Source organism: Kitasatospora misakiensis (assembly GCF_042656005.1).
GTDB classification, from domain to species: Bacteria; Actinomycetota; Actinomycetes; order Streptomycetales; family Streptomycetaceae; genus Kitasatospora; species Kitasatospora misakiensis.
The window spans coordinates 1-25,980 of record NZ_JBHSOF010000025.1; the positions used below are offsets into that span (position 1 = coordinate 1).

Genomic DNA, 25,980 nt, shown 5'->3' on the forward strand with positions numbered 1-25,980 from the left:
GGCATGTCCCTGGTGGGAAGCCCGGCGGGCCGCGCTGATGACAGGGCCAAACCTACAACGGAGAGTCTGAGCTCGTGCCCGAACACCTGAGCCTCCACCAACGCATGGCGGACTGGGGAATGGGTGACGGGGGCGGCTTGCGTGGCCGACGGAGCCCCGGAGCGGCCCCGTCTGGACCGGGCTACTCCAACGGCTTGGGCCACGACAACTGCGACGGAGTCGGGGAGGGTCTGGAGCGGGGAGAACCGGGGACCGCGCGTCGATCACCATTGCCTCTGAGACGTCTTTCGGTGAACGAACAGCACGGGTTGTCTGCCGTCTGACGTGCAGCGATGGCTATGGCCGGGCGACTGGGGGTCAAGGGGTCGCAGGTTCAAATCCTGTCGTCCCGACTGTGAAGTCGGTTGTGAGAGCGGGTACTTGGGAAACCAGGTATCCGCTCTTGCTGTTTGTGGGCGGGTTTTCTGGTCCCCGGGCGGTCCCCGGGGAGTGGCATGGGTCCGGGGCTGTTCGTTGCTTCGGTGGCTGTCGCGTGGGGTGGCCTTTGATCTTGAGGTGCAGTGCGATACCTCCTTACTGATCGCTGGGGCGAGGCGTGGGCGACCGGTTCGGGGCTTTCGGTGGGCGGGCAGGGGGCGGGTCGGGGGCTGCGTGAAGCCCCGAGGGGCGCCGGATGGGTGTCCGGTGGCCCTCGGGGCGGGGGTGTGTCGGGTGGGGGTCAGCCGGTGAAGGTGACGTCCCAGTGGTTGCCCTCGTTGGCGTAGATGTTGCCCGAGGGGGAGGTGTAGAGGGTGGCGCCGTCGCCGCGGACGCCGGTGTAGGTGAAGTTGCCGGTGATGTGGTTGGTGAGGCAGCTCACCATCGCGAAGTCCAGCTTGTAGCCGTTGGCGTGGCTGTAGGTGCCGGCGGCGTGGCCGGTCTCGGTGCCTCCGGTGATGTTCAGGCCGCAGCCGCCCACGGCGTGCTTGAGTGCGACGGCGCCGTCCGCCGAGGCGCGGCGCAGGCCGTCGAAGGAGGTGCAGCTGCTGCTGTTGCGGTTGGAGCAGTTGCCGGAGGAGGACCAGGTGATGCCCGCGGAGGAGAGCAGCGAGGCGGCCTGGGACTGGCTGAGCAGGTCGCCGCCGTTGCCGCCGCCGGTGCTGCTGCCGCCGCCGGAGAGCAGGGCGGACCAGGTGGCGGGGCCGACGATGCCGTCCACCGGGCTCAGGCCGGCGGACTGCTGGAAGCCGCGCACCGAGGAGTCGGTGCCGGCTCCGAAGGCGCCGTCCACGGTGAGGTTGGCGCCGCGGGCGTTCAGCTGGACCTGGAGCGCCTTGACGGCGTCGCCGTTGTCGCCCTGGCGGACGGTGACGATCAGCTTGGGCCAGGTGGCGCCGCCGACGATGCCGTCCACCGGGGTCAGGCCGTTGGCGCTCTGGAAGCTCTTGACCTTGGCCTCGGTCGCGGGGCCGAACGCGCCGTCGGCGCCGGTCGCGTAGCCGCGGGCGTTCAGCAGGTACTGGACGGTGGACACCTTGGCGCCCTGGTCGCCGTTGCGGACGACGGGCCAGCTCGCGGCGTGGGCGGCGGTGGCGGACAGCACCGCCGCCAGGAGGGCGGCGAAGACCGCGGCCACTACGGCCGGGAAGCGCTTCACGGAAGTTCCTCACTTCTACTGAGGGGGATGAGGGGATGAGGGGATGACGGGGGGCGCCGGGCTACCAGGTCGGCATGTTCTCCCAGCAGGTGACGCCCCAGGCGTGCTCGTGGTGGACGATCACCTCCAGCAGCTGGGAGCCGGTCTGGACGCCGACGATCCCGTCCTGGTCGAGGCCGTTGGCCTTCTGGAACGCGCGCAGGGCGGTCTCGGTACGGGCGCCCCAGATGCCGTCGGTCTGGAGGCCGGAGTGCAGGGAGGCGTTCAGCGCGAGCTGCACGCACTTGACGCCGGTCCCCCGGTCGCCGTAGGCGATCTCGCCGGCCCCGGGCCGCGCGCTGGCGGTGCCCGCCAGGGCGGTGACCGCGAGGGCGGCGGTGGCCGTCACGACGGCGGCGCGCTTGATGACCGGGAACATGGGCATGGCGGACTCCTGGGAGACGTGGGTGAGGGCGGCCGCAACGACCGTCGGCAGCCGACACTAGGAAGCCCCGAAGACGTCCCGCGAAGGTTTCGCGTCCCTGGGACGCCCTCCCTCACGGGCGCGCCGGCCGGGGACGGAGGCGGAGTCGTCGCGCCTGGTCAGGTGCGCTGCGCGCCGGCTCCGTACGGTGGGCGGCGGCGGCGTCCCACGGCGCCCGTCCGAGGCCCGCGCTGTCTCAACCTGAGCGGTCCCGGTGTCTCAAACCGCAGGTCAGGGCGGTGGCATACGTCGTACGCGTCCCAGAATCCGGAAGATCGTGGATCTTCGTCCGCGGGATGGCACACAGTGGATCAAGCCGTAGCACGTGACCCGGGGTGGGCCGTGCTACGGGAGGGCGCACCGCGGGGGCGGGGGGCTCGGCCGCCGGGAGACCGGTCCGGCCCGTGGGGCTCGGCCGCCGGGAGTGCGGCACGGCACCCGGCTCCGTCGCGCGTCCTCGATCGCACCGGAACGACCTGGGGGTACAAACGATGGACCACGTTCTGCTGTCCGGCGGCGCGCCGAAGGGCCCGGCCGACCGGCTCTCCGAGGAGCTTCGGTTACTGAAGTCCTCGTCCGGCCTGACCTACGCCCGGATCAGTGAGCGCACCCACTACGCGAAGTCCTCGTGGGAGCGGTGGGTGAACGGCAAGCAGTTCCCGCCGCGTGACGCCGTCGAGCGGATCGCCGCCGTCTGTCAGGCCGACGAACGGCGCCTGCTGGAGCTGTGGACCCAGGCGGAGGCCTGCCGCACACTCGCCGGCACACTCGCCGCCGCACCCGCCGCCGCACCGGGCGCCGTGCCGGGCGCCGCCGGGCGCTCCGGTGCGCCCGGCGAGGGGGACGCCGCCCTGCAGGACCGCCGGCAGAAGGCCGTGTGGTCGCTGACCGTGCTGGCACTGGCCCTGACGGCGGGTCTGGCGCGGTCCGTCCGCCAGGGACGGGAGCTGCGGCGCGGCACCCGTCCCGGCGGCGGCGGGTAGGTACGGCACGACGCGGGCAGGGCCCATCCCGTCCGGGGTGGGCCCTGCCCGCGTGCCGCCCAGTACCTCGTGCCGCTCAGTACCAGTTGTGGGACTGCCAGAAGCTCCAGGCCGAGCACGGGTCGCCGTAGCGCGACTTGATGTAGTTCAGGCCCCAGGTGAGCTGGGTGGCCGGGTTGGTCTGCCAGTCGGATCCGGCGGTCGCCATCTTGGTGGCGGGCAGCGCCTGCGGTATCCCGTACGCGCCGGACGAGGGGTTGGTCGCGTAGACCTTCCAGCCGCTCTCGTGGGTGTAGATCTGCTCCAGGCAGCCGAACTGCCCGCTCACGCTCCAGCCGAGGGCGGGGAACTTCCACTGCGCGGTGATCCGCACCGTCCGGGCGATCCCCAGCGCGTTCATCGTCGCGGGCCCGGCGATGCCGTCGGGGTCGAGCCCGTGCGCCCGCTGCCAGGCGGCGACGGAGGAGGTCGTCCCCGCGCCGTAGGCCCCGTCGGCGCCGGAACCGGCCGCGCGCTGGACCTCGGCGACCTTGTTGTGGAGGGCGAGTTCGGTCCTCGGGCCGTACGCGCCGTCCTCGTCGAGCCCGTTGTCGCGCTGGAAGCCGCGGACGGCGGCGGTGGTGGCCGGGCCGTAGGCGCCGTCGACGCCGCCGCTCGCCAGGTAGCCGATCCCGACCAGGTTGCGCTGGACCCAGGTGGTCGAGTCGACGGCCTGCGCCTGTGCGGGCAGCAGGGCGAAGGCGACGAGTGCGAGCACGGCCACGGCGAGGCCGCGCAGAGCTGCGATGTGTTTCACGGGCATCCCTTCCGGTGCGCCTGTCGGACGATCAGGCGCCGCCGCCCACTCTCGACCCGGGTACCGGCGTCCCACCACGGCCAGCGGCGTTTCGGGGACGTCCCGGGACGGCCGGGACCGGCCAAACGTGCGACGGCCGGGACCGCCCGCCGTGCGACGGACGCGGCGCCGCCCGCGGTGACCTGGACCGCGGGCGGCGCCGGAGCCGTACGGCATCGAGCGTCAGGCGAGCAGCCGACTCCAGGTCCGGGCGTCGACCACGCCGTCGGCGGGCAGTGACGCCGCGCTCTGGAAGGACGCCACCCCGGACTGCGTCCCGGGGCCGAAGGCGCCGTCGACCGCCACCGAGACGCCGTGCGCGACCAGCTGGCTCTGCACGGCGGTCACCGCGCTGCCCGAGGCCCCGCGCGCGAGCGGCGCGACCGCCTGGCTCCACGTCTGGTTGCCCGCGACGCCGTCCGCCGAGGCGTGCACCGTGTTCTGGAAGGCCGTGACGGCGCTGCGGGTGGCGGGACCGAACGAGCCGTCCACGGTCAGCGAGGCGCCCCGCTGCACCAGCAGGTACTGCAGGGTCTTCACCCGCTCGCCCGAGGCGCCGCTGCTCAGCACCGGCCACACCGGGCCGGTCGGGTCCCCGCCGATCTGGGCGGCCACGTCGCGGCGCAGCTTCGGTATCAGCGCGTAGAGGCGGTCGCCGGGGCACTCGGTGCTGTTGAAGTCGCGGTGCCCGTAGATCTGGTAGGCCCGCAGCCCGTACTGGCGGCAGATGTGGGCGATGAGGGCGACCAGCGCCGCGTACTGCTCGCTGCGCGGGTCGACGGTGCTGTAGGTGCCCTCGTTCTCGATGCCGATCGCCACCGTGTTCTGCCCCGTGCAGTGGGCGGACTCCACGTGCTGGGTGCCGCCGGCCAGCGTGGACAGGCTGTTGTGCCGGCCTTCCGTGATGTACGCGCCGCGGCTGACGGTGAAGTGCTGGCCGGTGTCGATCCAGCCCTCGCTGTCCATCTGGTAGGTCTGCATCGACCTGGCCAGCGAGAACGCGGCGGCCTGCGAGTAGTTGGTGACGTTGTCGGTCGCGGTGTGGTGCACGATCACCTTGTCCGGCGCGCCGGGCAGGATGTTGAGCGGGCCGGACGCGGGCCGGGCGCCCCAGGCGGCCGTGGAGGCGATCGCCGGGCCGGTGGCGGCGCGGGCCGTCCCGGAGGGGAGCGCGGCGGAGAGCAGTGCGCCGGTGCCGAGCGCGAAGGCGCCGGCGAGCACCGAGCGGCGCCCGGGGTGGGAGAGGGTGGGGTCGATGGTCATGTCGAGGGCTACCTGGTCCTTCGGAGGAGGAGCGGGGAGGTCCGGGCCGCGGCGGAGCACCGCTGCCCCCGCGCCGGCTGACGGCACGAGGGCAGCGGCGGGCCGCCCGGACCCGGCGGGCGGGTCGTCCGGGCGGGTCGTCCGGGCGGCGGGTCAGCTGGTGGGGATGACCGTGGGGCAGAACTCGATCTGGACCAGGTTGCCCGAGGGCTTGAGGAAGTCGTAGTAGAGGACGTCGCCGGTCTTCGGACCGACGATGCCGTCCGGCGAGAGGCCGTGCTGGTGCTGGAAGTCGGTCAGTGCCGCGTAGGTCGCGTTGCCGTACTGGCCGTCGACCGCGATGGAGTACCCCGCGTTGCGCAGCCCCTGCTGCACGCAGGCGACCCCGTCGCCGCGCTGGCCGGGCTTGACGTACGGGACGCCCCGGTCGGCGTGGGCGACGCCGGCGAGCGTGGTGACGGCGACGGCCGCGGCGCCGAGGGTGACGGCTCCGCGTCGGAACACGTGCTTGATCATGGAAGGTTCCCCCATCTCGGAAGCGGTCACGGACCGCCCCGGCGGGGCACTCCCCCCGGGTCTGCGGTCCGTGACTCGGACACCGCCCATGCTCGGCGCCGCGCCACCCGTCCCACCAGGGCCTTCCCGTCCCTGGGACGTCCTGGACCGCCGGGGGCGAGCGGTCGCGGGTTCACCAGATGCCGGCGTGGGTCGAGACGGTGCTTGATGTCGAGGGTCCGCGGTCCAGGCGGAGTCCGACCTGCGGGTCCGTCGCGGCACAGCCGGCGCTGCCACCGCCCTGTGGGCGGACTCCGGTGCGTCCGTGGTCAGTCGTGCGGGACGAAGCGGAGCAGGGCCGCTCCGTGGGGCGGGAGGTTGACATCGAGTGCGGAACTGCCTGGGGCGACACCGCGTGCCGCGTCGGACTGGGCGGTGACGGTCCGGGGGTGGAGCACCGTGGAGGTCCACAACTCACGGACTTCGCCGTCGAGAACGGGCGGCAGGCCGACGTTCGCGGCGTCGAGCGCGACGGCGAGCGGCGTCTCGCCGAGGTTGAACGCGGCGGCGTAGCGTGTCCCGCCCGGTCCTCGGGCGGCCCACAGGACGAGCGGCCCCTCGCGGAACACCTCGTGGCTGCCGGTGGCGGAGCGGTGGACCTCCAGGACGTCGGCGTTGGTGAAGAGGGCGATGGTCGCGGGGTCCGAGGACGGGAGGTCGCCGCCGATCATCAGCGGGGAGCGCGCGATGACCCACAGCGTCATCAGGGTGACCCGCTCGTCCGGTGTCAACCGGTCGTCGCGCGGTTCGCCGCGCTCGGCCCGGATCCCGATCCGGCCGAGCGGGAGCATGTCCCCGTCGGGCCAGCCCTGCTGACCGGCGTACGGTGCCCAGCGCGCGAACCTCGCGAAGTTGTCCCGGACGTCTTCCCAGCGGTCCCACAGGTCGTCGCAGATGCGCCACATGGTGGCGTGTGCGCGCAGGTGGTCCAGCCGGGTCAGGGAGAGGTCCCGGCCGGGTGACAGGCTCAGCGTGATCGGGCGTCCGCACCGCTCGATCGCGGACGCGAACGCTTCGATGTCGGCGGCCTGGTAGGGCCAGAGCATGTCGTCGGCCTTGATGAAGTCGACGCCCCACTCCGCGTAGAGCGCGAGCAGAGAGTCGTAGTAGCCCTGCGCGGCGGGCAGGGTGTGGTCGAGGCCGGCCATGTGGGGGTTCCACTCACAGGCGTTCGTGAGGTCCGCGACGTCGCCGGCGCGCGATGACGTCCCGAGGACCGGCGTGTCCTGTTCCACCGCCGCGCGGGGAATCCCGCGCATGATGTGGAGGCCGAAGCGCAGTCCGAGCGCGTGGATCCGGTCGGCCAGCGGCCGGAACCCGAGCCCGCCGGCCGAGCTGGGGAACCGGCCGGGATCCGGCAGGAGGCGGCCGGCCGGGTCCATCACCAGCGGTGCACCCGAGTTGTAGCCGTGTGCGCGGGCGGTGGGATCGGCCCAGTCGATGTCGACGACGATCGTGTCCCAGCCGTGGGGCAGGAGGAAATCCTTCATGAACCGGGCGTTGGCCAGTACTTCGGATTCGGTGACCGTGGTGCCGAAGCAGTCCCAGCTGTTCCAGCCCATCGGCGGGCGGGAGGTCTTCATCAGTGCCATTCTTGCTCCTCGGCCGGCTGTTGGGGGCCGCATGTCGGGGGTCTGCCACGCGTTCACGGTGGCGTGGAACCCGGATGGATGATCTATCGGCCGGTCCGTGCGTCGCCGGGCGGCGGGGCGGTCGAGTTGCGGACGACGAGCTCGGTGCCCACCTGCATGTGGTCCATGAGCAACTGCTGCCCGTCGATGAGGGACAGCAGCGCGCGGGCCGCCTTCTGGCCCATGTCGTGGAGCGGCTGGCGCACGGTGGTCAGACCGGGGAAGGTCTGGGCGGCCTGCGGCAGGTCGTCGAAGCCGACGACGGAGAAGTCGGTGGGGACGTCGAGGCCGTTGGCCCGTGCCGCGTCGACGGCGCCGAGCGCCATCAGGTCGGCGCCGGCGACGATGGCCGTGGGACGGTGCTCGGTTATCAGGCGGGAGGCGGTACGGAAGCCGCAGGTGTAGGAGAAGTCGCACTCGGCGACGAGCCGTTCGTCGACTTCGAGCCCGGCCAGCCGCATCGCGTCCTGGAAGCCCTGGTAGCGGAGGGCGGTGCTTTCGAGGTCCTCTTCGCCGCGGATGTAGGCGATCCGGGTGTGGCCGAGATCGATCAGGTGCTGCGTGCCGAGGCGCATCCCGTGGTAGTTGTCGACGCTCAGCCGGGGCAGCGCCACGTCCAGCCGCCGGGGGTCGATGATCACGCAGGGCAGGTTGCGCCGGCGCAGCAGTTCGACCGTCTTGTCCTCCAGGACCGGCGCGATCATGAGCACGCCGTCGACGAGGCCCCGCCCCAGGAACTCGATCCGCTCGGTTTCCCGCACCGCGTCCTGGTAGGTGGCGTTGACGAGCAACTCCCGCTCGGCGCCGGCGAGTTCGTCGGCGACGCCGCGCAGGATCTCCAGGCCGTACTGGCTGGTCAGGTCCAGGGCGACGAGGCCGATGAGGCCGGTGCGGCCGGCCTTGAGATTGCGGGCCGAGACGTTCGGGCGGTACCCGAGTCGCGCCGCCACCTCCGTGACGCGGCGCCGGGTCTCCTCGGACGCCCCCGGCTTGCCGTTCATCACGTTGGACACCGTCATCGCCGAGACGCCGGCTTCCTCGGCCACCTGCGCGATGGTCACCCGCTCTGCCACCCCAACTCCTTCCGCCTGCACGCCCCGGTCGCACCGGACCCGCCGCGTCCCATCGGACCCGGTCGGAGCAACCTCGTCGAAGGCTGTGTGGGACTCTCGGTGCGTTGCCGTGCGGAGATGCCGGGGCCCCGCCCCTAATGTGCGCCGACTGTAACGTTAAGCCTCGCGTGGAGTCAAAGAGATCCCACCTCGCGGAGGCTTCTTCCGAGCCAGGTCCGCCCGCATGGCGACGCTCCGCGCTAAACGCGCTGCACAAAGTTACGTATAGATGTCGCTTAAGTTTTTCGTTACAGTTCCCCGACATCGGCGCGTAACTCCGTCGCCACCTGGGTCCACACGACCTCCTCGCGGGCTGCATCGACCCGCACAGAAGCGGCCTACCGGTTGCAACCCCTTCAGACACGACGAGTCCGGCTGTGCCGGCATTGGGTGAGGTATGCAATGAAGCGTTCTCGCAGAGGTCTCGCGATCGCCACCACGGTCGTCGCGATGACGATGTCGCTCGCCGCGTGCGGCGGAGGGTCGTCCGACAGCACGGCCGCGGACGGCACGGTGACCATCCACGTGGAGGCGTGGAAGGGCGGTGGCGCGGAGCCGGCGAACGTCGCGGAGGTCAACAAGGCGTTCGAGGAAGCCAACCCCAAGATCAAGGTCGACTTCCAGTACGTCACCGCGAACGACACCTACACGCAGAAGCTCCAGCCCGAGCTGCTCGGCGGCAAGGCCGGAGACGTGATCATGGTGGACTCCTCCAAGGTGCAGAAGTGGGGCGACTCCGGCTACCTGGCCGACCTGTCCAAGGAGTCCTGGGCCGACAAGATCTCCGACGGCGCCAAGCCGTTCGTCCAGAACGGCGGCAAGACGCTGGCCATGCCGATGGAACTCGTCGGCATCGGGCTCTACGCCAACACGGACCTGCTCAAGAAGGCGGGCATCACCGAGGTGCCGGCCGACTGGCCGACCTTCCTCGACGACCTGGGCAAGCTGAAGGCGGCCGGGGTCAACCCGATCGCGCTGCCCGACAAGGCCGGGTGGACGGCCCAGTCCGCCTTCCAGGCGAGCGGATCGACGCTGGTCTACCAGAAGAACAAGCGGTGGGACTCCGACTTCCTGGCCGGCAAGGCCTCGATCCCCTCCGACTGGCAGGAGCCGCTCAACCAGCTCAAGGCGCTGGGCGACCAGGGCTACGTGAACTGGAAGAACGAACTCGGCGTCGACGAGTGGGCCCAGGGCTCGCAGGACTTCATGGCCGGCAAGAGCGCCTTCTGGTACCAGGGCGCCTGGCAGATCTCGAACGTCAAGAAGGCCGGGTTCCCGGTCTCCTTCGCCCCCTGGCCCGCCGGTGCGGCCGGCACCCAGCCCAACGCGATGTTCTTCCCGGGCACCATGTGGGGCGTCAACTCCCAGTCCAAGAACACCGACGCCGCGCGCAAGTACGTCGAGTTCTGGTCGCAGGCGCAGAACCTGTCCAAGTTCCTCGACGCCGAGCACGGAGCGTCCCCCTTCGCCGACGGCACCACGCCCACGGCCCCGGAGACGACCGCCTTCACCGACGCCTTCAGCAACGGCCGCTACCGGCTGATGCCCGCCAACACCTGGCTGAGCGGGCCGACCGAGACCGCCGCCGGTACCGCGGTCCAGGCGTTCCTGCTGGGCCAGAAGTCCGCCGACCAGACGCTGAAGGACATCCAGACCGCGGCGACCGCCAAGTAACCGGCCTCCCGAACAGCCGCGGCGGGGAACCTCCCCACGCCTTCCCCGCCGCGGCCGCCAGCCGACGGAAGGACTCCCCGTGATCCACCGCAGGCGGACCGCCATGGCCGCCTTCCTCCTCCCCGCGATCGCCGTCTACGGCGTGTTCATGATCTATCCGCTGGCGCGAGGCGTCTACCTGAGCTTCACCGACAGCCTCGGCGGTCCGCGGGCCGACTTCGTCGGCCTGGACCAGTACAGCGCGATGCTGGACAAGCCGGCGGTCACCGCGGCCCTGTGGCACACGGTGCTCTACGCGGCCGTGGTCGTCATCATGCAGAACGCGCTCGGACTGCTCTTCGCGAGCATGCTCTTCCGTCGCCCCCGGGTCCGCAGGGCGCTCAGCGTGGTCCTGCTGACCCCGACCCTGATCTCGCCGATGATGGCCGCCTTCATCTGGTCGTACCTGTTCGCCCCGAGCGGCGGGATCAACGCACTGCTCGGCGTCCTCGGCCTCGACGGGCTGCAACACGTCTGGCTCGGCGACCCGTCCACCGCGCTCTACGCGGTGGCCGCCGTCAACATCTGGATGTTCGCCGGATACTCGTGCGCCATCTTCCTCGCCAGCTACCTGAACATGCCCACCGAACTGCTCGACGCCGCCGCCGTCGACGGCGCCACCGGATGGCGGCGCTTCCGCAGCGTGGAGTGGCCACTGCTCGCCCCCGCGCTGACCGTGAACGTGACGCTCAGCCTCATCGGCTCGCTGAAGGTCTTCGAGTTCCCGCTCGTCCTGACCAACGGCGGACCGGCCGGCTCCACGGACACCCTGACCCTGCTGGTGTACCGCAACGTCTTCGGCGGTGGGAAGTTCGCCTTCGGCGTCGCCGTCTCCGTCCTGCTGCTCGTGACCGTGGTCGTCCTCTCCAGCGCCACCTCCTCCCTGCTCCGCCTGCGCGAGCGACGAATCTGACAGGCCGACACCATGACCTCCGAGACCCTCACGCCGCGTAGCGGGCGGCGGCCCGCGGCCGCCCACCGACGCCCCGGCGACAAGCCCGGGACCTGGCGGACGCGCCTGCGCCGCGCCACCCGCCCGCTCGGCACCGGACTGCTGTGCCTGGGCACCCTGCTGTTCGTGCTGCCGTTCCTGTTCACGGTCACCACCTCGCTGCGCACCGCGGCGGACGTCGCCCGGTCCCCGCTGGGCTTCCCGCACTCGCTGACCCTGAAGAACTTCACCGACGTCTTCAGCCAGATGCACTACGGGCCCAGCGCGCTCAACACCCTGCTGATCACCAGCCTGTCGTGCGTGTGCATCACCGTGATCGGCGCGCTCGCCAGCTACCCGCTGGCCCGCCTCACGCAGAACTGGTCCACCTGGGTGTACCGGCTGTTCATCCTCGGCACCTCGGTCCCGATCTTCGTCGTCGTGGCACCGCTGTACCTGCTGATGCGCGACCTGAACCTGCTGGACACCTACACCGGAATGGTCCTCATCTACACGGCGCTGAACCTCCCGCTCGCCGTCTTCTTCTACACCAGCTTCATCCGCTCGATCCCGGTCGACCTGGAGGAGGCGGCCGCGCTGGACGGCTGCGGGGCCCTGCGCACCTTCTTCACGATCATCCTGCCGCTGCTGCGCCCGGTCACCAGCACCCTGCTGACCTTCATCGCCCTGCAGATCTGGAACGACCTGCTGGTCCCGCTGGTCTTCCTGCAGGATCCCGCCAAGCGCACCGTGATGGTCAACGCCTACTCCTTCATCGACCCGCACACGGTCCAGCCGACCACCCTGTTCCCGGCCGCCCTGCTCGGCGTGCTCCCGCTGCTGGTGATCTTCATCTTCCTGCAGCGCCAGGTGGTCGCCGGCATCGCCGCCGGTGCCGTCAAGTCCTGAACCCCGCCCGGCCATCCGTTCGACCGTTCCGAAAGGACCCCTCCCGCCGATGTACGTGGTCTCCTACTTCACCAGTGCCGACGAGGCCCTGCACCTGGCCTACAGCCACGACGGCGAGGAGTTCAGAACGGTGAACGACGGCCGGCCCGTTCTGCGGGGCACGGTCGGCACCGGCCGGCTCCGGGACCCGTTCATCGGCATCGGCCCCGACGGCCTGTTCCACCTGCTGGCCACCGACGGCTGGACGAGCCCCTGCATCGTCCACGCCACCTCCGCGGACCTCCTCACCTGGTCGGACCAGCGGCTCATCCCGGTCATGGCAGGCGTGGAGGGGGCCCACAACGCCTGGGCTCCGGAGTTCTTCCTGGACCGCGCGACCGGGCTGTACCACCTGATCTGGTCGTCGGTCGTCGAGTCCGGGAGCACGGCCGAGGGCCGGAACTTCGAGTACGTCAGCCAGGACCACCGCATCTGGCACTGCACCACCGAGGACTTCAGGACCTTCTCGGACCCGGCGGTCTTCTTCGACCCGGGCCACTCGGTCATCGACGCCACCGTGCACGCGCTGGACGACGGCGGATTCCTCATGGCCTTCAAGGACGAGCGCGGCACCAACGACCCCGCCACCGCCCACAAGGACATCCACCTGACCACGTTCGACTCTCCCGGTGGTCCGTACACCTCCCCCACCGGACCGGTCACCTCCTCCCTCGTGGAGGGACCGGCCCTCTTCCGCCGCGGGGACGACTGGGTCGTGATCTTCGACCACTTCATCGAGGGGAGGTACGGAGCGGCCCGCAGCAAGGACGGGGTGGAGTGGGAGGCCGTCTCCCTCGCCCTTCCGCCGGGCATGCGGCACGCCTCCGTCCTCGAAACGCCCCTCCCGGCGTCGTTCCCGGCGCCCTGAGGGTCGCCACCGTTCTCGGGTGTGCGGGCTCCGACCGGCCCGCCCGCCCGGTGCTTGAAATCCGCGTCGCGAACCCGCGGCGCGGAGGAAACGTTCACCCGCAAGGAGCGTCGCAATGAAGCGTCGTAGATCGGCCCACCCGGTCCGCCGGGCCTCTCGGTTCCTGGCTCTCCTCGCCACGGTGGCGGGCGCGCTGCTGCCGGCCCATGCCGCCGTGGCAGCCGGCTCCGCCCACTTCGTGGACTGCTCGGCCGCCTCCAACGGCAACGGCACCCAGGCCAGCCCCTGGAACTCCGTCACCAGCGTCAACAACACCGTCTTCGGCGCGGGCGACAGCATCCTGTTCGCCGCCGGCACCACCTGCAACGGCCAGCTCACCCCCCAGGGCTCGGGCGTCTCCGGCAGCCCCGTCACCATCGGATCCTTCGGCACCGGCGCCAAGCCCGTCATCAACGCCGGCGGCGCCACCGGCGCCGTGATCCGCCTGCTCAACCAGCAGTACTGGGAGATCGGCGGCCTGGAGCTCATCAACTCCGCCGCGTCCCCCGACTACCGCCAGGGTGTCTTCGCCGAGAACAGCTCCGGCGGGGTCCTGCACCACATCCGGGTGCACGACATGTTCATCCACAACATCAGCGGCTGGTCCGCCGGCGAGTACGTCGTCAACGCCGGCGTCGGCATCCAGACCGACCACACCACCCCCGTCTCCACCTGGGACGACATAGTCGTCGAGAACAACACCTTCGACCACGTCGACCGCCTCGCCGTCGCCGTCACCCCGGACCACATCGGCCAGGGCACCGGACAAACCACCGGCACGGTCATCCGCGGCAACACGATGACCTACGACGGCGGCGACGACATCCTCGTGGTCAAGAACGACGGGGCCCTCATCGACGGCAACAAGGCCTCGCACGGAGGGCTGAAGAGCACCTGCCCGCCCTCCGGGCAGGCTTGCAACCGCGCGTCCGCGGGCATCTGGATGTCCAGCAGCAACAACACCACGGTTCAGCACAACGAGGTCAGCTGCCACGCCAACTTCCAGGACGGCACCGGCTTCGACGTCGACTGGGGCAACCACAACACCACGTTCCAGTACAACTACAGCCACCAGAACCTCGGCGGCTTCATGTTGATGATGCCCCCGTTCTCCATCGCCAACGAGCCCACCTCGACCGTGCCCAGCGACGGCACCGTGATCCGCTACAACATCAGCGAGAACGACGGCACCAACGCCGGCTGCCCGGAGTCCGGCACCTCCAACCACGCCGACTCCGTCATCGACATGCCCGGCAACATCCCGAACAAGAGCGGCAGCAGCGGCAAGGCCCCGCTCATCTACAACAACACGTTCTACGTCGGGAACGGCCTGAGCACGTCGATCCTGGGCGGCCGCGGCAGGACCAGCGTCTCCGGGATCTGGTCCTTCCAGAACAACGCGGTCTTCAACTACGGCTCGGGCGGCTACCTCGCCACCGGCGCCGGGTCCGTCTACTCCAACAACCTCTTCTACGGCAACCACCCGGCCTCCGAGCCCGCCGACCCGGCCAAGGTCGTGGCCGACCCCGAGTTCCGCAACCCGGGCAACGCCGACACCACCTCCTCGTCCACCGGGATCAGCGCCTACCAGGTCCACCCGTCCTCGCCCGCGATCCGGGCCGGTGCGGTGATCGGCAACAACGGCGGCCAGGACGCCTTCGGCAACACCGTCTCCGCCACGGCCGCGCCCAACATCGGCGCCTACAACGGCACCGGCGGCAACCTCGTCGCCAACGGAGGATTCGAGACGGGCTCGCTCAGCCCGTGGACGCTCAGCGGCGGCGGCTCCGCCGTGGTCGCCTCCAACGCCCGCACCGGCACCTCCTCGCTGCAGACCGGAGCATCCGGCAGCGGCGTCGAGCAGGCCCTGACCGGGCTGAGCCCGAACACCACCTACCTGCTGACCGGCTGGGCCAAGGTGGCGAACGCCGGCGAGACCCTCGCCATCGGCGTGAAGAACTACGGCGGCACCGAGACGTCCACCAACCTCTCGGCCACCTCGTACGGCGAAGCCGCGGTGCTCTTCACCACCGGCAGCACCAACACCCAGGCCACGATCTACTGCTGGAAGAACGCGGGCGGCACGGCGTCCGGGAGCTGCGACGACATCGCCGTCGAGCGCGTGTCCACACCGGCCAACCTCCTGACCAACGCCGGTTTCGAGACGGGCTCGCTCAGCCCGTGGACCCTCAGCGGCGGCGGCTCCGCCGTGGTGAACTCCAACGCCCGCACCGGCACCTTCGCCCTGCAGACCGGAGCCGCCAACAGCGGCGTCGAGCAGGTCTCGAACGGCCTGGCCTCCAGCGGCACCTACCTGCTGACCGGCTGGGCCAAGACGGCCAACGGCAGCGAGCAGGTCGCCGTCGGCGTGAAGAACTTCGGTGGCACCGAGACCTCCTCGCGCGCCTCGGGCACCGCCTACTCCCAGCAGCCGGTCTTCTTCACCACCGGGAGTGCCAACACCTCCGCCACCGCCTACTGCTACAAGAACTCCGGCTCGTCCGCCGGATACTGCGACGACTACACCCTCATCAAGCTGTCCTGACACACCGCCCCCGGCCAGGGACGGCCGGTGCCGTCGAGCACCGCGGACGGCACCGGCCGTCCCTGGCCACGGACCCGCACGGGCCTTGAAGAAGAACAGAGGAACCGCCTTGTCCTACAGCATCCGCGCGGGCGGCCTGGAGCGCCACACCGCCGACGAGGTCCTCCGCATCGAGCCCTGGGGGCCGCACGCGGTGCGGGTGCGCGCCGCGTCCGGGACGGTCGATCCCGCCGCCCCCGGCGCGCTGGACAGCCTCCCGCCCTCCTCGCAGGCCGAGCTGTCCGTCGCGGACGACGGCTCCGCCCGCCTGGTCAACGGCCGCCTCGCCGTCGAGGCCTCGGCGAACGGCCGGCTGAGGTTCCTGCACGCCGACTCCGGCCGTGAACTGCTCGCCGACAAGAGCCCCTACCCCCACCACGTCGGCCCGCGCGTGCACGCGGCCGGCGGCCGCACCGAGCAGCACTTCGAGGCGTACGACGGCGAGCGGCTGCACGGCCTCGGACAGCACCTGCACGGGCGGCTGGACCAGAAGGGCTGCGTGATCGACCTCGTCCAGCTCAACACCACGGCCGCCATCCCCTTCCTGCACTCCTCACGCGGCTACGGACTGCTGTGGAACAACCCCGCCACCGGCCGCGTCGAACTGGGCGCCGACACCACCCGCTGGACCGCCGACGGCGGCGGACGCGTCGACTACTGGATCACCGCCGGCGACACCCCGGCCCAGATCATCGACGCCTACACCCTGGCCACCGGCCGCCCGCCCCTCCTCCCCGAGTGGGCGTCCGGTTTCTGGCAGTCCAAGCTGCGCTACCGCACCCAGGACGAACTCCTCGCGGTGGCGCGGGAGTACAAGGAGCGCGGACTGCCGCTGTCGGTCATCGTCTGCGACTACTTCCACTGGCCGAACATGGGCGACTGGCGCTTCGAGGAGAACGAGTGGCCCGACCCCGCCGCCATGGTCGAGGAGCTGACCGGACTCGGGGTGAAGCTCGCGGTCTCGGTGTGGCCGACCGTCGAGCCCGGCAGTGACACCTTCGACGAACTGCGCGCCTCCGGACACCTCGTCCAGGACGCGGCCGGCGGCCTCCTCACCTTCCCCTGGCCCTCGCGCAGCGCCGAGGAGCCGATGCGCCCGATGGCGTACTACGACGCCACCCACCCCGACGCCCGCGCCGCACTGTGGCAACGGCTGAACGACAACTACCGTTCGCTGGGCGTGACTTCCTTCTGGCTGGACGCCTGCGAACCCGACCTGACCCCGGACGTCGCCGAGCGCGCCGTCTACGCCGCCGGCCCGGCCGCCGAGGTCGCGAACCTCTACCCCGTCCTGCACACCCGCGCGGTGGCCGACGGACTGCGCGCGGCGGGCGACGACCGGCCGCTGTCCCTGGTCCGCTCCGCCTGGGCGGGCAGCCAGAAGTACGGCGCCCTGCTGTGGTCCGGCGACATCCGCCCCACCTTCGACTCCCTCATGGAGCAGATCAGGGCCGGACTGAACGTCGCGATGAGCGGCATCCCCTGGTGGAACACCGACATCGGCGGTTTCTCCGGCGGTCACCCGGACGACCCCGCCTACCGCGAACTGCTGATCCGCTGGTTCCAGTACGGCACCTTCACCCCCGTCCTGCGCCTGCACGGGAACCGCCAACCGCACGACCCCGACTTCTGCACCGAGGCGACCGGCGGCCCGAACGAGGTCTGGTCCTACGGCGAAGAGGCCTACGGCATCCTCCGGAACCACCTGTCGCTGCGCGAGCGCCTGCGCCCCTACCTGCACGCACTGTCCGAGGACGCCCACCACACCGGCGCACCGCCGATGCGCCCGCTGTTCTTCGACTTCCCCGACGACCAGCACGCCTGGGACATCGACGACCAGTTCATGTTCGGCCCCGACCTGCTGGTGGCACCCGTGTACCAGGCCGGCACGCGCACCCGCCAGGTGTACCTGCCCTCCGGCACCCGCTGGCTCGACCCGGCCACCGGCAAGGTGCTGGACGGCGGCACGACGCTCGACGCCGACGCCCCACTGGAGCGCATCCCCGTCTTCGTGCGCGAGGGAGCCGGGGTCGCATCCGTGCTGCGCTGAGCCATGCTCCGCACCGAGTTCGGCGGGATGTGCGAGGCCCTGGCGGACCTCGCCGACCTCACCGGCGACCACCGGTACGCCGCCCTGGCCAGACGCTTCCTCGACGAGTCCCTCCTCAGCCCGCTGCGCGAGCACCGCGACGTCCTCGACGGGATGCACGCCAACACCCAGATCGCCAAGGCCATCGGCTACCAGCGGCTCGGCGAGATCGCCGACGACCCCGGCCTGCGGGACGCCGCCCGGTTCTTCTGGCAGACCGTGACCCGGCACCGGACGTTCTCCTTCGGCGGCAACTCCGTGCGCGAACACCTCCACCCCCGCGACGACTTCAGCTCCGCGCTGCAGTCCCCGGAAGGCCCCGAGACCTGCAACACCTACAACATGCTCAAGCTGGGCCGCGCCCTGTTCCTCGAACAGCCGGACGCCGAGGTCCTCGACCACTACGAGCGCGCCACTGTCAACCACATCCTCGCCCCGAGCGCCTCCGACGCGGCGGCCGGCGTGCGCCGACTCGCCCCGGACCGGCTGGCGTTCGCCCTGGACCACACTGACGCACCGTCAGGTGAGCCCGTCACCCTCGTCCCGTTCGCCGGCATCCACGACTCCCGCTACCACCTCTACTTCCCCCTGGCGGAACCGGAACGGCTCCAGGAACGGCGGGAGCAGCTGCGCGCGGCCGACGCGGCGGAACTCACGCTGCACGACCGCACCGTCGACGCCGTCGCCGCCGGCGAGCAACAACCCGAGAGCGACCACCGGTTCGCGGGCCACGACACCTGGTCCGGCCTCACCGACGGGCAGAGGTGGCGGGCCGCCACCGGATGGCGGTCCTACCACCTGACGGACCGGGACGGCACCGCCACCGCCCTGCAGCTGACCCACCTCTCGGACACAAGCGCCGGACCCACCCGCGTCCTGGCCGACGGCCACCCGCTGGGCACGCTCACCCCCACCCCCGACCCCGAGGGCGAGGAAATCACCCACACGTTCCCGCTCCACACGGACCGCCCCGCCGGCCCCGTCGAGGTCCGGTTCGAAGCCGTCGGCCCCACGACCACCGTCCGGCTGCGCGAAGTGCGCCTGGTCTCTCCTGAGTGATCAGGCGCCCTACGCCTTGCCGGTGAAGGCCGCGGAGTTGTTCGGCCATCAGGTCCAGGACGCGCCTGCTGGTCATGGAACGCCTCCTCGCAGCCCTCCAGGAAACGCCCGACCGCACGCCCGACCCGCAGGACGACCTCGGACCGCCGCGGACGCAGGTCTGACGAACGGTGACGATTCACGGCCACCTGGCGACGGTCGACCGTGTCCGAGCGGCATCGATGAAGACGTCAGGGGGCGCCAGTGGTGGGGGCGACGTCGCAGGGTGTGAGGTAGACGTGCGCGCTGGGGCCGGCCGTGCCGACGGGTCGGCGTTGCGCGGACGGGGCCGGCCAGGTCGCGCGGGCGCCCCGGCCGGGGCGCCGTGGCCGGCGCCCCGGGACGTCCTAGTCCTCCGGCTCCCAGTCGCGGAGCCGGTCGAACAGCCCGGCGTCGCCGTCGAGCCGCACGGAGTCCGCCTGGATGCGGTCGTAGAGGAAGAGGATCAGTTCACCGGCCGTGGCATGGGCGGAGACGCCGGGTGCGTCCGGGCCCTGGCCGTCGGGGGCGGCGGGCAGACGGGTGGTCCGGGCGCCGTCGCCGTCGAGCGTGAGGCGCCAGGAGCGTCCCTCGGTGGCGTGGAAGTCGAAGGCGGTGGGCTTGTGCGGCCAGGCGCTGAGCGTCGCGACGCAGGTGAACAGGAACTCCTCGAGACCGTCGAGGGTCACCTCGGTCGGCATCGGCTGCGGGGCGCCCGCGGCGAGCTGGGCGTCGTAGGTGTGCACCGCGCTCTCCTGGACCCGGTGCCGGGCGACCCCGCCGGCGGTCCGCGGCGTCTGCACGCCACTCCACCACGCCCAGCAGCCGGCGTCCGGGCCCACCTCCCGCAGCACGTCGAGCAGCAGCTGTGTCGACTCGTCCAGCCAGGCCACCAGGGCCTCGCGCTCCCGCGGCGGGGTCAGGGCGGCCCGCTCGGCGGCGGCCTCGGCCGGCGGGCCGTCGGCGGGGCCCGCGCCGACGATGGCGGCCCAGAAGCGGTCGCCCCCGCCCAGGTGCTGCGCCAGGTCGAACAGCGTCCACTCGGGGCAGGTCGGCACCTTGGCGTCGAGGCTGGGCGCGGAGGCGACCGTGGCACGGAACGCGGTCGACCGTTCGTCAATCAGCCGCAGGAGGTCGGAGAACTCAAGAGTGTTGTGCACCCCGGGTGTCTATCACCCTGCTCAGGCCACGGGAAAGCGATTTTCCCCGGCCACCGCGGCAGCGGCGCGGCCCGGGCCGCACGGGCCGCTCGGGGCTGCCGGGTCAAGCGTGGGTAACGGCCGCCCCGAGTTCTTGCCCGCCGAATTGTTAGCGTTAACTCTCTCCTGCGAGTGACACGGCGACGCCACCTCCGGTTCAGCCCACACCGCTGCCCGCACCAGGAAGCACCCCGATGAAACGTTCATGGCACGCACTGCTGGCGCCCGCGATCGTGGCGGCGACGACCGTGCCCGTGGCCCTGGTGCCGACCGGCGCCCTCGCGGCCGACGGTGACATCACCGCGTCGATCCTCGCCAACAGCGACGTGGTCCTCGGCGGAAACGCCGTTGTGAACGTGCCGCCCGGGTCGCACACCTACTCGGGGGTGATCAGCGGGCAGGGGTCCCTGCGGGTCTCCGGCACGGGCACCTTGATCCTCACCAAGGACAGCACCTTCACCCTGCCCGGCTCCCAGCAGGGCCAGTCCGTCAGCATCCCCGGCGGGAACCACCCCTATGTGGTCGTCAACAACCCCGACCGGCCGGCGATCACCGTCGACGCCGGCGCCACCCTGCAGTACGGCAACGGCGGAACCACCGGCCTGATCGGCGCCTTCCCCTACAACTCGCCCGGCTACCAACAGAACCAGGACAACATCCGGGTCGACGGCACGCTCAACCTGTCGCTCACGCGGCTGTTCAACCTGGGCACCATCAGCGGCTCCGGGACGATCCTCCAGCCCCGCAACCTGTGGGGCACCCTCCAGCTGTGCGGAAGCAGCCCCTTCTCCGGGGTGTTCGACATCGGCACCGGCGCCAACTACGCCGCCACCACCTGCGCGGCCGACCTGCCGAACGCCAAGGCCGTCCTCAACCGCGGCTCGTGGATCATCGACACCCCGCTGAACCAGACGGTCGTCCAGCGCCAGAACTTCTACAGCCGCGAGTACGGCAACGACGTCAACGTCCACTCCCGGCCCGGCAGCAAGGTGGTCCTGACGGGCACCTACAGCTACAGCGACAACACCGGCACGGCCTCGCCGGCGCTGAGCAACGCCAACCTCAACCTGGTTCCGGTCGCCCACCAGTTGAACAAGCGCGGCACCAACATCGAGGGCGCCGACGTCCAGTGGGGGGACGGCACCACCCACCAGATCTTCATGCCGGGCACGGCCGAGACGGCCTACATCAACCTGCACGCCAACTCGCAGCGCTCGCGGCTGACCTTCGACTACAACGGCCCGGTCACCCTCGGCCTGCCCATCGGCGGGGGGAAGTACCACGACACCCTCGCCGCTCCCGGGGCGGGCGACATCGTCATCGCCGGCACGTCCGGGAACGACGTGACCTTCGCCGCCGCGCAGTTCTACGACGGCTCCACCACCATCCAGCGGGGTGCCACGCTGCGCCTCGGAGCCGGGACGGCGGGAGCGGACGGGAGCCTCTACACGAAGGGCGCTCTCGACGCGATCAGCGACGAGGGCTCGCTGATCGTTCAGAACGTCCGGACGCCCGTCACCCTCCCGGCGGTGTCCGGCGCCGGATCGGTCACGCAGGACGGCACCGCGACGACGACGCTGACCGCCGCCTCCTACCTCGGCGCCACCACCGTGGCCAAGGGGACGCTCGTGGTGGCCGGTGCCTCGCTCGCCTCGTCCAGCGGGGTCGCCCTCACCGGTGCGTCCGCGGTCCTCGACCTCGGCGCGGCGACATCGACGACGCTGCGCAAGCTGGCAGCCGTCACGGGCGCGAAGATCATTCTGCCCGGCGGGGCCCAGAGCTTCACCGTGGGCTCGCAGGACGCCGCGCTCTCCGGCGACACCCTCAGCGTGGGAGGAGCGGCCTTCTCGGTCGCCCGCACGGCCGGTCGCATCGAGCTGACGGCCACGACGGCGGCGACCGAGTCCGCCGCCCCGTCGGCAAGCCCCACGAACGCGACCCCCGGCCAGGCCGACCCCGCGGCCCCGGCACCGGACCAGGCCGCCCCCTCGGCCCCGGCGGAGCCCACCGGCAGCACGGCCGCCGCCCCGACCGGCGGGACGGCCTGGGGGACGCCCGCCGCAGTCGCCGTCGCCGCCCTGGCGGCCGCGGCCGGTCTCGTCCTCCTCGCCCTCAGGCGCAGGCGCGCGTCCGTCGACCGCCGGCGTCGGCGGGGAAGCCGACGCCGGCCCGCACCCGGTGGACGGTGACGCGTCCGCGCCGGGCCTCTGCGTGGGCGGTCCCGAAGGGTCGGTTCATCGGAGGCGGGATCCGGTGAAGCGGGAGACCACGGCCAGGTCGTCGCCGATCCGGCGCGCGGCCTCCTGCAGCGGGGGGAGGACGGTGTCGCGGATCCGGGCGGGGGTGCCGCGGCTGGTGTGGAGGGCGACGTTGGCGGCGGCGATCACGCGGCCGAGGTTGTCGGTGACGGGGGCGGCGAGGGAGCACAGCCCCTCCTCCAACTCCTGGTCGACCAGGGCCCAGCCGTCCCTCGCCGCCGTGGCCAGGGCGTGCGAGAGAGCGGGGACGGTCGTCCTGCTGTGCGGTGTGAACCGGCGGGGCGTCACCCGGCTCAGGTGGTCCAGGCGTTCCTGCTCGGGCAGTGCCGCCAGGAGCACCCGGCCCATCGAGGTGGCGTACGCGGGGAACCGCGTGCCCACGGTGATGTCGACCCGCATGATCCGGGAGGCGGTGACGCGGGCGACGTAGCGGACGTCGTCGCCGTCGAGGACGGCGACGGACGCCGATTCGTGCACCTGCTCCACGAGGGCGGCCAGGTGGGGCCTGGCGATCTGGGCGAACGTCAGCTGGGACAGGCGCGGGAAGCCGAGGTCCATGACGCGGGGGAGCAGCCGGTAGCCGTCCGGTTCGGCGGCGGCGTAGCCGAGGTGCTGCAGGGTGATCAGCGCTCGGCGGGCCGTGGCGCGGGGGAGGCCGGTGGCGCGCGCGGTGTCGGCCAGGCTCATGGTTCCGCGCCGCGAGCCGAGGGCGCGCAGGACGTCGAGTCCGCGTGCCAGTGACTGCAGGAATCCGGAGCCCAACTCCTCCTTCAGCGAGCTGTCGAAGGTCGCGACGGCGTCCGTGGGCGGCGGCGGGGTCGAGGCCTGGGAGCGCAGCGTCTGTTCCATGGCGTCGACGGTGGCGCGCAGGTGGGGGAGGGCGTGCTCGACCAGCGACGGGGCGGTGTGGCGGCTCGTGTGGCTGACGACGCTGACGGCGCAGACCGTGGCGCCCGAGGGGCCGCGGACGGGCAGGGCCACGGCGACCAGCCCCGGTTCGATCAGCTGGTCGTCCACCGACAGGCCCGCCTCGCGGGCCGCCCGCACCCGGTCCTCGAAGTCCGCCTCGACCTCCCGGTCGTCCTCGGCTCCGGTCCGCTTCGGGGCGGCGGGGAAGCGGCTGTCGAGCGGATCCGTCCGGCGCCGGGTCAGCCGGCGCTCGCGCTCGGCCTCGGTCCACCCGGTGGCGAACAGGGCTCCGGGCGCGCAGCGCTCGGCCGGCAGCAGGTCGCCGATCCGGAACGAGACGGCCATCGTGCGCCGACGCGGGGCCTGGGTGATGAACCGCACGCCGTCCTCGTCGGGTACGGCGATCGACACGGACTCGTCCAGCCGGTCGGCGAGGGCGGACGCGTGCGGCGCGAGTGCCTCCGGGAGTCCGCAGGAGGCCAGGTAGGCGTTGCCGAACTCCATCAGCCGGGGGGTGAGCATCAGGTCGCGCCCGTCGGAGCGCAGGTGGCCGAGGCGGGTCAGGGTGGTCGCCACCCGGTCGACGGTCGAGCGGGCCAGGCCGGTCTCCCGGGCGAGGTCGCCGGCGCGCTGCCGCGGACTCGGGTCGGCCGCCATGGCGCGCAGCACCGCCAGGCCGCGCTCCAGCGGACGGACCGATTCGTCAGGAGGCGAGGTGGCTTCGTCCGGGGAAGGAGAAGCGGCGGCTTCGTCCGGAGAAGGGGAAGGGGCGGTCATCTCGGACCCTCCTGGTCGGTGGCACGGGAGCGACGGCGGGGCATTGACACGGCCGGTACGGCGGCGCACACTCTGGCCCTGCAATTATGCACCATCGTTCACCAGGCGAACGCAGTGACTCGATGGCATGGCTCGACGGAATGGGTCAACACATGGACAAAGTGGTTGCGACCGCCGAGGAGGCGGTCGCGGACATCGGGGACGGCTCCTCGCTGGCCGTCGGAGGGTTCGGCCTCAGCGGCGTGCCGAACGTCCTGATCCAGGCGCTGTTCGGGCACGGGTCCACCCGCCTCGGCGTGGTCTCCAACAACTGCGGCGTGGACGGCGGCGGCCTCGGTCCGCTGCTGGCGGCCGGCCGGATCAGCCGGGTCATCGGCAGCTACGTCGGCGAGAACAAGGAGTTCGCCCGCCAGTACCTCGGCGGCGAACTGGAGCTGGAGCTGGTCCCGCAGGGGACGCTGGCCGAGCGGCTGCGGGCCGGCGGCTGCGGCATCCCGGCGTTCTTCACCCCGGCCGGCGTCGGCACCCAGGTCGCCGACGGCGGGTTGCCCTGGCGCTACGCCCCGGACGGCAGCGTGGCGGTCGCCTCGCCGCCCAAGGAGGTCCGCGAGTACGACGGGCGCGCGTACGTCCTGGAGCGCGGCATCACCACCGACTTCGCCCTGGTCCGAGCGGCCAGGGGCGACCGCCACGGGAACCTGGTCTTCAACAAGGCCGCGCGCAACTTCAACCCGCTGGCGGCGATGGCGGGGCGGATCACCGTCGCCGAGGTCGAGGAACTCGTCGAGCCGGGCGAGTTGGACCCGGACGCGGTGCATCTGCCCGGGGTGTTCGTGCAGCGCGTGGTCGCGCTGACCCCGGAGCAGGCCGCCGACAAGGGCATCGAACGGCGAACAATTTCCGCGCCTACGGCACGAGGGACGACGCGATGAGCTGGACCAGGCAGGAGATGGCGGCCCGGGCCGCCCGGGAGCTGACCGACGGCAGCTACGTCAACCTCGGCATCGGGCTGCCCACGCTGGTGCCCAACCACCTCCCCGAGGGCGTCGACGTCGTCCTCCAGTCGGAGAACGGCCTGCTCGGCGTCGGCCCGTACCCGACCGAAGCCGAGGTCGACCCCGATCTGATCAACGCCGGGAAGGAGACCGTGACCGTACTCCCGGGCGCGTCGTTCTTCGACTCCGTGCTCTCCTTCGGGATGATCCGCGGCGGCCACATCGACGCCGCGATCCTCGGCGCCATGCAGGTCTCCGCCCGCGGTGACCTGGCCAACTGGATGATCCCCGGGAAGATGGTCAAGGGCATGGGCGGCGCGATGGACCTCGTCCACGGCGCCCGCAAGGTCATCGTGGTGATGGAGCACACCGCCAAGGACGGCACTCCGAAGATCGTCGCCGAGTGCTCGCTCCCGCTGACCGGCCAGCGCTGCGTCCACCGGGTCATCAGCGATCTCGGGGTCCTCGACGTCACCGAGGACGGGCTGGTGCTGGTCGAGACCGCCCCCGGCGTGACGCCCGAGGAGATCGTCCGGCGCACGGCGGCGCCCGTGCGGATCGCCATCCCCGTCGGCTGACCAGCCCAAGAGCACAGGAGCACAAGAGCCCAGGAGCCCCCCATGACCAGGGACGTCTACATCGTCGACGCCGTCCGCACCCCCGTCGGCAAGTACGGCGGCGCCCTCGCCCCGGTGCGGCCGGACGACCTCGCCGCCCACGTCATCCGCGAACTCGTCACCCGAACCCCGGAGTTGGACCCGTCACGGATCGACGACGTCTACCTCGGCAACGCCAACGGCGCCGGCGAGGAGAACCGCAACGTCGCGCGGATGGCCCTGCTGCTGGCGGGACTTCCGGTCACCGTCCCCGGCGTCACCGTCAACCGGCTGTGCGCCTCCGGCCTTGAGGCCGTCATCCAGGCCGCGCGGGCCATCGCGCTCGGCGACGCCTCCATCGCCCTGGCCGGCGGTGTCGAGTCGATGACCCGCGCACCCTACGTACTCCCGAAGAGCGACCGCCCCTACCCGGCCGGCCATGCCGAGCTGTACTCCACCACCCTCGGCTGGCGCATGGTCAACCCGAGAATGGAGCCGCAGTGGACCGTCCCGCTCGCC

At 71.7% G+C, this 25,980-nt stretch carries 20 protein-coding genes and 2 pseudogenes; 12 read left to right on the forward strand and 10 right to left on the reverse strand.

Annotated features, from left to right (window positions below; translation table 11 throughout):
• Nucleotides 1–718 precede the first annotated feature (718 nt).
• From ACFP3U_RS19745 to ACFP3U_RS19755, 3 genes and pseudogenes are all read right to left on the reverse strand, one after another.
• Nucleotides 719–1,162 (reverse strand): hypothetical protein, encoded by a 444-nt coding sequence (locus tag ACFP3U_RS19745; RefSeq protein WP_380226970.1) that lies wholly within the window; start codon nucleotides 1,160–1,162, stop codon nucleotides 719–721.
• 9 nt (nucleotides 1,163–1,171) lie between these two features.
• Nucleotides 1,172–1,636, reverse strand: a pseudogene (locus ACFP3U_RS19750) (peptidoglycan-binding domain-containing protein); the annotation flags it as partial.
• A gap of 61 nt (nucleotides 1,637–1,697) precedes the next feature.
• Nucleotides 1,698–2,060, reverse strand: coding sequence for a peptidoglycan-binding domain-containing protein (locus ACFP3U_RS19755; protein ID WP_380226898.1), 363 nt, complete (start codon nucleotides 2,058–2,060; stop codon nucleotides 1,698–1,700).
• 530 nt (nucleotides 2,061–2,590) lie between these two features.
• Between ACFP3U_RS19755 and ACFP3U_RS19760 the strand changes: the two genes are divergently transcribed.
• Entirely contained in the window at nucleotides 2,591–3,082 is a 492-nt protein-coding gene (locus ACFP3U_RS19760) for a helix-turn-helix domain-containing protein (protein ID WP_380226899.1), read from the forward strand.
• A gap of 76 nt (nucleotides 3,083–3,158) precedes the next feature.
• Here ACFP3U_RS19760 and ACFP3U_RS19765 read toward each other — a convergent pair whose 3' ends face one another.
• The 5 genes from ACFP3U_RS19765 to ACFP3U_RS19785 all read right to left on the reverse strand — a co-directional run bounded on the left by ACFP3U_RS19765 (nucleotide 3,159) and on the right by ACFP3U_RS19785 (nucleotide 8,439).
• On the reverse strand, nucleotides 3,159–3,878 hold the full coding sequence (locus ACFP3U_RS19765; RefSeq protein ID WP_380226900.1) for an aggregation-promoting factor C-terminal-like domain-containing protein: 720 nt from the start codon (nucleotides 3,876–3,878) through the stop codon (nucleotides 3,159–3,161).
• 222 nt (nucleotides 3,879–4,100) lie between these two features.
• The gene (locus ACFP3U_RS19770) at nucleotides 4,101–5,180 is read right to left on the reverse strand and encodes a peptidoglycan recognition protein family protein (protein ID WP_380226901.1); all 1,080 of its coding nucleotides are present in this window, start codon (nucleotides 5,178–5,180) and stop codon (nucleotides 4,101–4,103) included.
• A 153-nt stretch (nucleotides 5,181–5,333) separates the two neighbouring features.
• Nucleotides 5,334–5,696, reverse strand: coding sequence for a peptidoglycan-binding domain-containing protein (locus tag ACFP3U_RS19775; RefSeq protein WP_380226902.1), 363 nt, complete (start codon nucleotides 5,694–5,696; stop codon nucleotides 5,334–5,336).
• Nucleotides 5,697–6,004: 308 nt separating this feature from the next.
• Complete coding sequence (locus ACFP3U_RS19780; protein WP_380226903.1) at nucleotides 6,005–7,327, reverse strand: glycoside hydrolase family 27 protein; 1,323 nt, start codon at nucleotides 7,325–7,327, stop codon at nucleotides 6,005–6,007.
• Nucleotides 7,328–7,410: 83 nt separating this feature from the next.
• Nucleotides 7,411–8,439 carry a LacI family DNA-binding transcriptional regulator gene (locus ACFP3U_RS19785; RefSeq protein ID WP_380226904.1) on the reverse strand — a complete coding sequence of 343 codons (1,029 nt, stop codon included), beginning with the start codon at nucleotides 8,437–8,439 and terminating at the stop codon, nucleotides 7,411–7,413.
• 441 nt (nucleotides 8,440–8,880) lie between these two features.
• On the opposite strand from ACFP3U_RS19785, the gene ACFP3U_RS19790 reads away from it, so the two are divergent.
• The 7 genes from ACFP3U_RS19790 (at nucleotide 8,881) to ACFP3U_RS19820 (ending at nucleotide 18,709) form a co-directional block, all read left to right on the forward strand.
• Entirely contained in the window at nucleotides 8,881–10,152 is a 1,272-nt protein-coding gene (locus ACFP3U_RS19790) for an ABC transporter substrate-binding protein (RefSeq protein ID WP_380226905.1), read from the forward strand.
• 79 nt (nucleotides 10,153–10,231) lie between these two features.
• Nucleotides 10,232–11,104: a carbohydrate ABC transporter permease gene (locus ACFP3U_RS19795; RefSeq protein ID WP_380226906.1), complete on the forward strand. Its 873-nt coding sequence runs from the start codon at nucleotides 10,232–10,234 to the stop codon at nucleotides 11,102–11,104.
• Nucleotides 11,105–11,116: 12 nt separating this feature from the next.
• Complete coding sequence (locus tag ACFP3U_RS19800) at nucleotides 11,117–12,031, forward strand: carbohydrate ABC transporter permease (RefSeq protein WP_380226907.1); 915 nt, start codon at nucleotides 11,117–11,119, stop codon at nucleotides 12,029–12,031.
• Nucleotides 12,032–12,080: 49 nt separating this feature from the next.
• Complete coding sequence (locus ACFP3U_RS19805) at nucleotides 12,081–12,938, forward strand: glycoside hydrolase family 43 protein (RefSeq protein ID WP_380226908.1); 858 nt, start codon at nucleotides 12,081–12,083, stop codon at nucleotides 12,936–12,938.
• Nucleotides 12,939–13,053: 115 nt separating this feature from the next.
• A complete protein-coding gene (locus tag ACFP3U_RS19810; RefSeq protein ID WP_380226909.1) occupies nucleotides 13,054–15,522 on the forward strand; it encodes a carbohydrate binding domain-containing protein in 2,469 nt (822 codons plus the stop codon).
• A 109-nt stretch (nucleotides 15,523–15,631) separates the two neighbouring features.
• The gene (locus ACFP3U_RS19815) at nucleotides 15,632–17,611 is read left to right on the forward strand and encodes a glycoside hydrolase family 31 protein (protein ID WP_380226910.1); all 1,980 of its coding nucleotides are present in this window, start codon (nucleotides 15,632–15,634) and stop codon (nucleotides 17,609–17,611) included.
• A 3-nt stretch (nucleotides 17,612–17,614) separates the two neighbouring features.
• Nucleotides 17,615–18,709: a beta-L-arabinofuranosidase domain-containing protein gene (locus ACFP3U_RS19820; RefSeq protein ID WP_380226911.1), complete on the forward strand. Its 1,095-nt coding sequence runs from the start codon at nucleotides 17,615–17,617 to the stop codon at nucleotides 18,707–18,709.
• 386 nt (nucleotides 18,710–19,095) lie between these two features.
• Here ACFP3U_RS19820 and ACFP3U_RS19825 read toward each other — a convergent pair whose 3' ends face one another.
• Complete coding sequence (locus ACFP3U_RS19825) at nucleotides 19,096–19,887, reverse strand: maleylpyruvate isomerase family mycothiol-dependent enzyme (RefSeq protein ID WP_380226912.1); 792 nt, start codon at nucleotides 19,885–19,887, stop codon at nucleotides 19,096–19,098.
• A 233-nt stretch (nucleotides 19,888–20,120) separates the two neighbouring features.
• Here ACFP3U_RS19825 and ACFP3U_RS19830 point away from each other — a divergent pair, with 233 nt between their 5' ends.
• Nucleotides 20,121–22,115, forward strand: coding sequence for an autotransporter (locus ACFP3U_RS19830; protein WP_380226913.1), 1,995 nt, complete (start codon nucleotides 20,121–20,123; stop codon nucleotides 22,113–22,115).
• Between the two features lie 45 nt (nucleotides 22,116–22,160).
• On the opposite strand, the gene ACFP3U_RS19835 is transcribed toward ACFP3U_RS19830, so the two are convergent.
• A complete protein-coding gene (locus ACFP3U_RS19835) occupies nucleotides 22,161–23,870 on the reverse strand; it encodes an IclR family transcriptional regulator domain-containing protein (RefSeq protein ID WP_380226914.1) in 1,710 nt (569 codons plus the stop codon).
• 152 nt (nucleotides 23,871–24,022) lie between these two features.
• Between ACFP3U_RS19835 and ACFP3U_RS19840 the strand changes: the two genes are divergently transcribed.
• From ACFP3U_RS19840 to ACFP3U_RS19850, 3 genes and pseudogenes are all read left to right on the forward strand, one after another.
• The gene (locus tag ACFP3U_RS19840) at nucleotides 24,023–24,802 is read left to right on the forward strand and encodes a CoA transferase subunit A (protein WP_380226915.1); all 780 of its coding nucleotides are present in this window, start codon (nucleotides 24,023–24,025) and stop codon (nucleotides 24,800–24,802) included.
• Nucleotides 24,799–25,443 carry a CoA transferase subunit B gene (locus ACFP3U_RS19845; RefSeq protein ID WP_380226916.1) on the forward strand — a complete coding sequence of 215 codons (645 nt, stop codon included), beginning with the start codon at nucleotides 24,799–24,801 and terminating at the stop codon, nucleotides 25,441–25,443. Before ACFP3U_RS19840 ends, ACFP3U_RS19845 begins: the two co-directional genes overlap by 4 nt.
• A 42-nt stretch (nucleotides 25,444–25,485) precedes the next feature.
• Nucleotides 25,486–25,977: pseudogene (locus ACFP3U_RS19850) on the forward strand (thiolase family protein); the annotation flags it as partial.
• Between the last annotated feature and the right edge of the window lie 3 nt (nucleotides 25,978–25,980).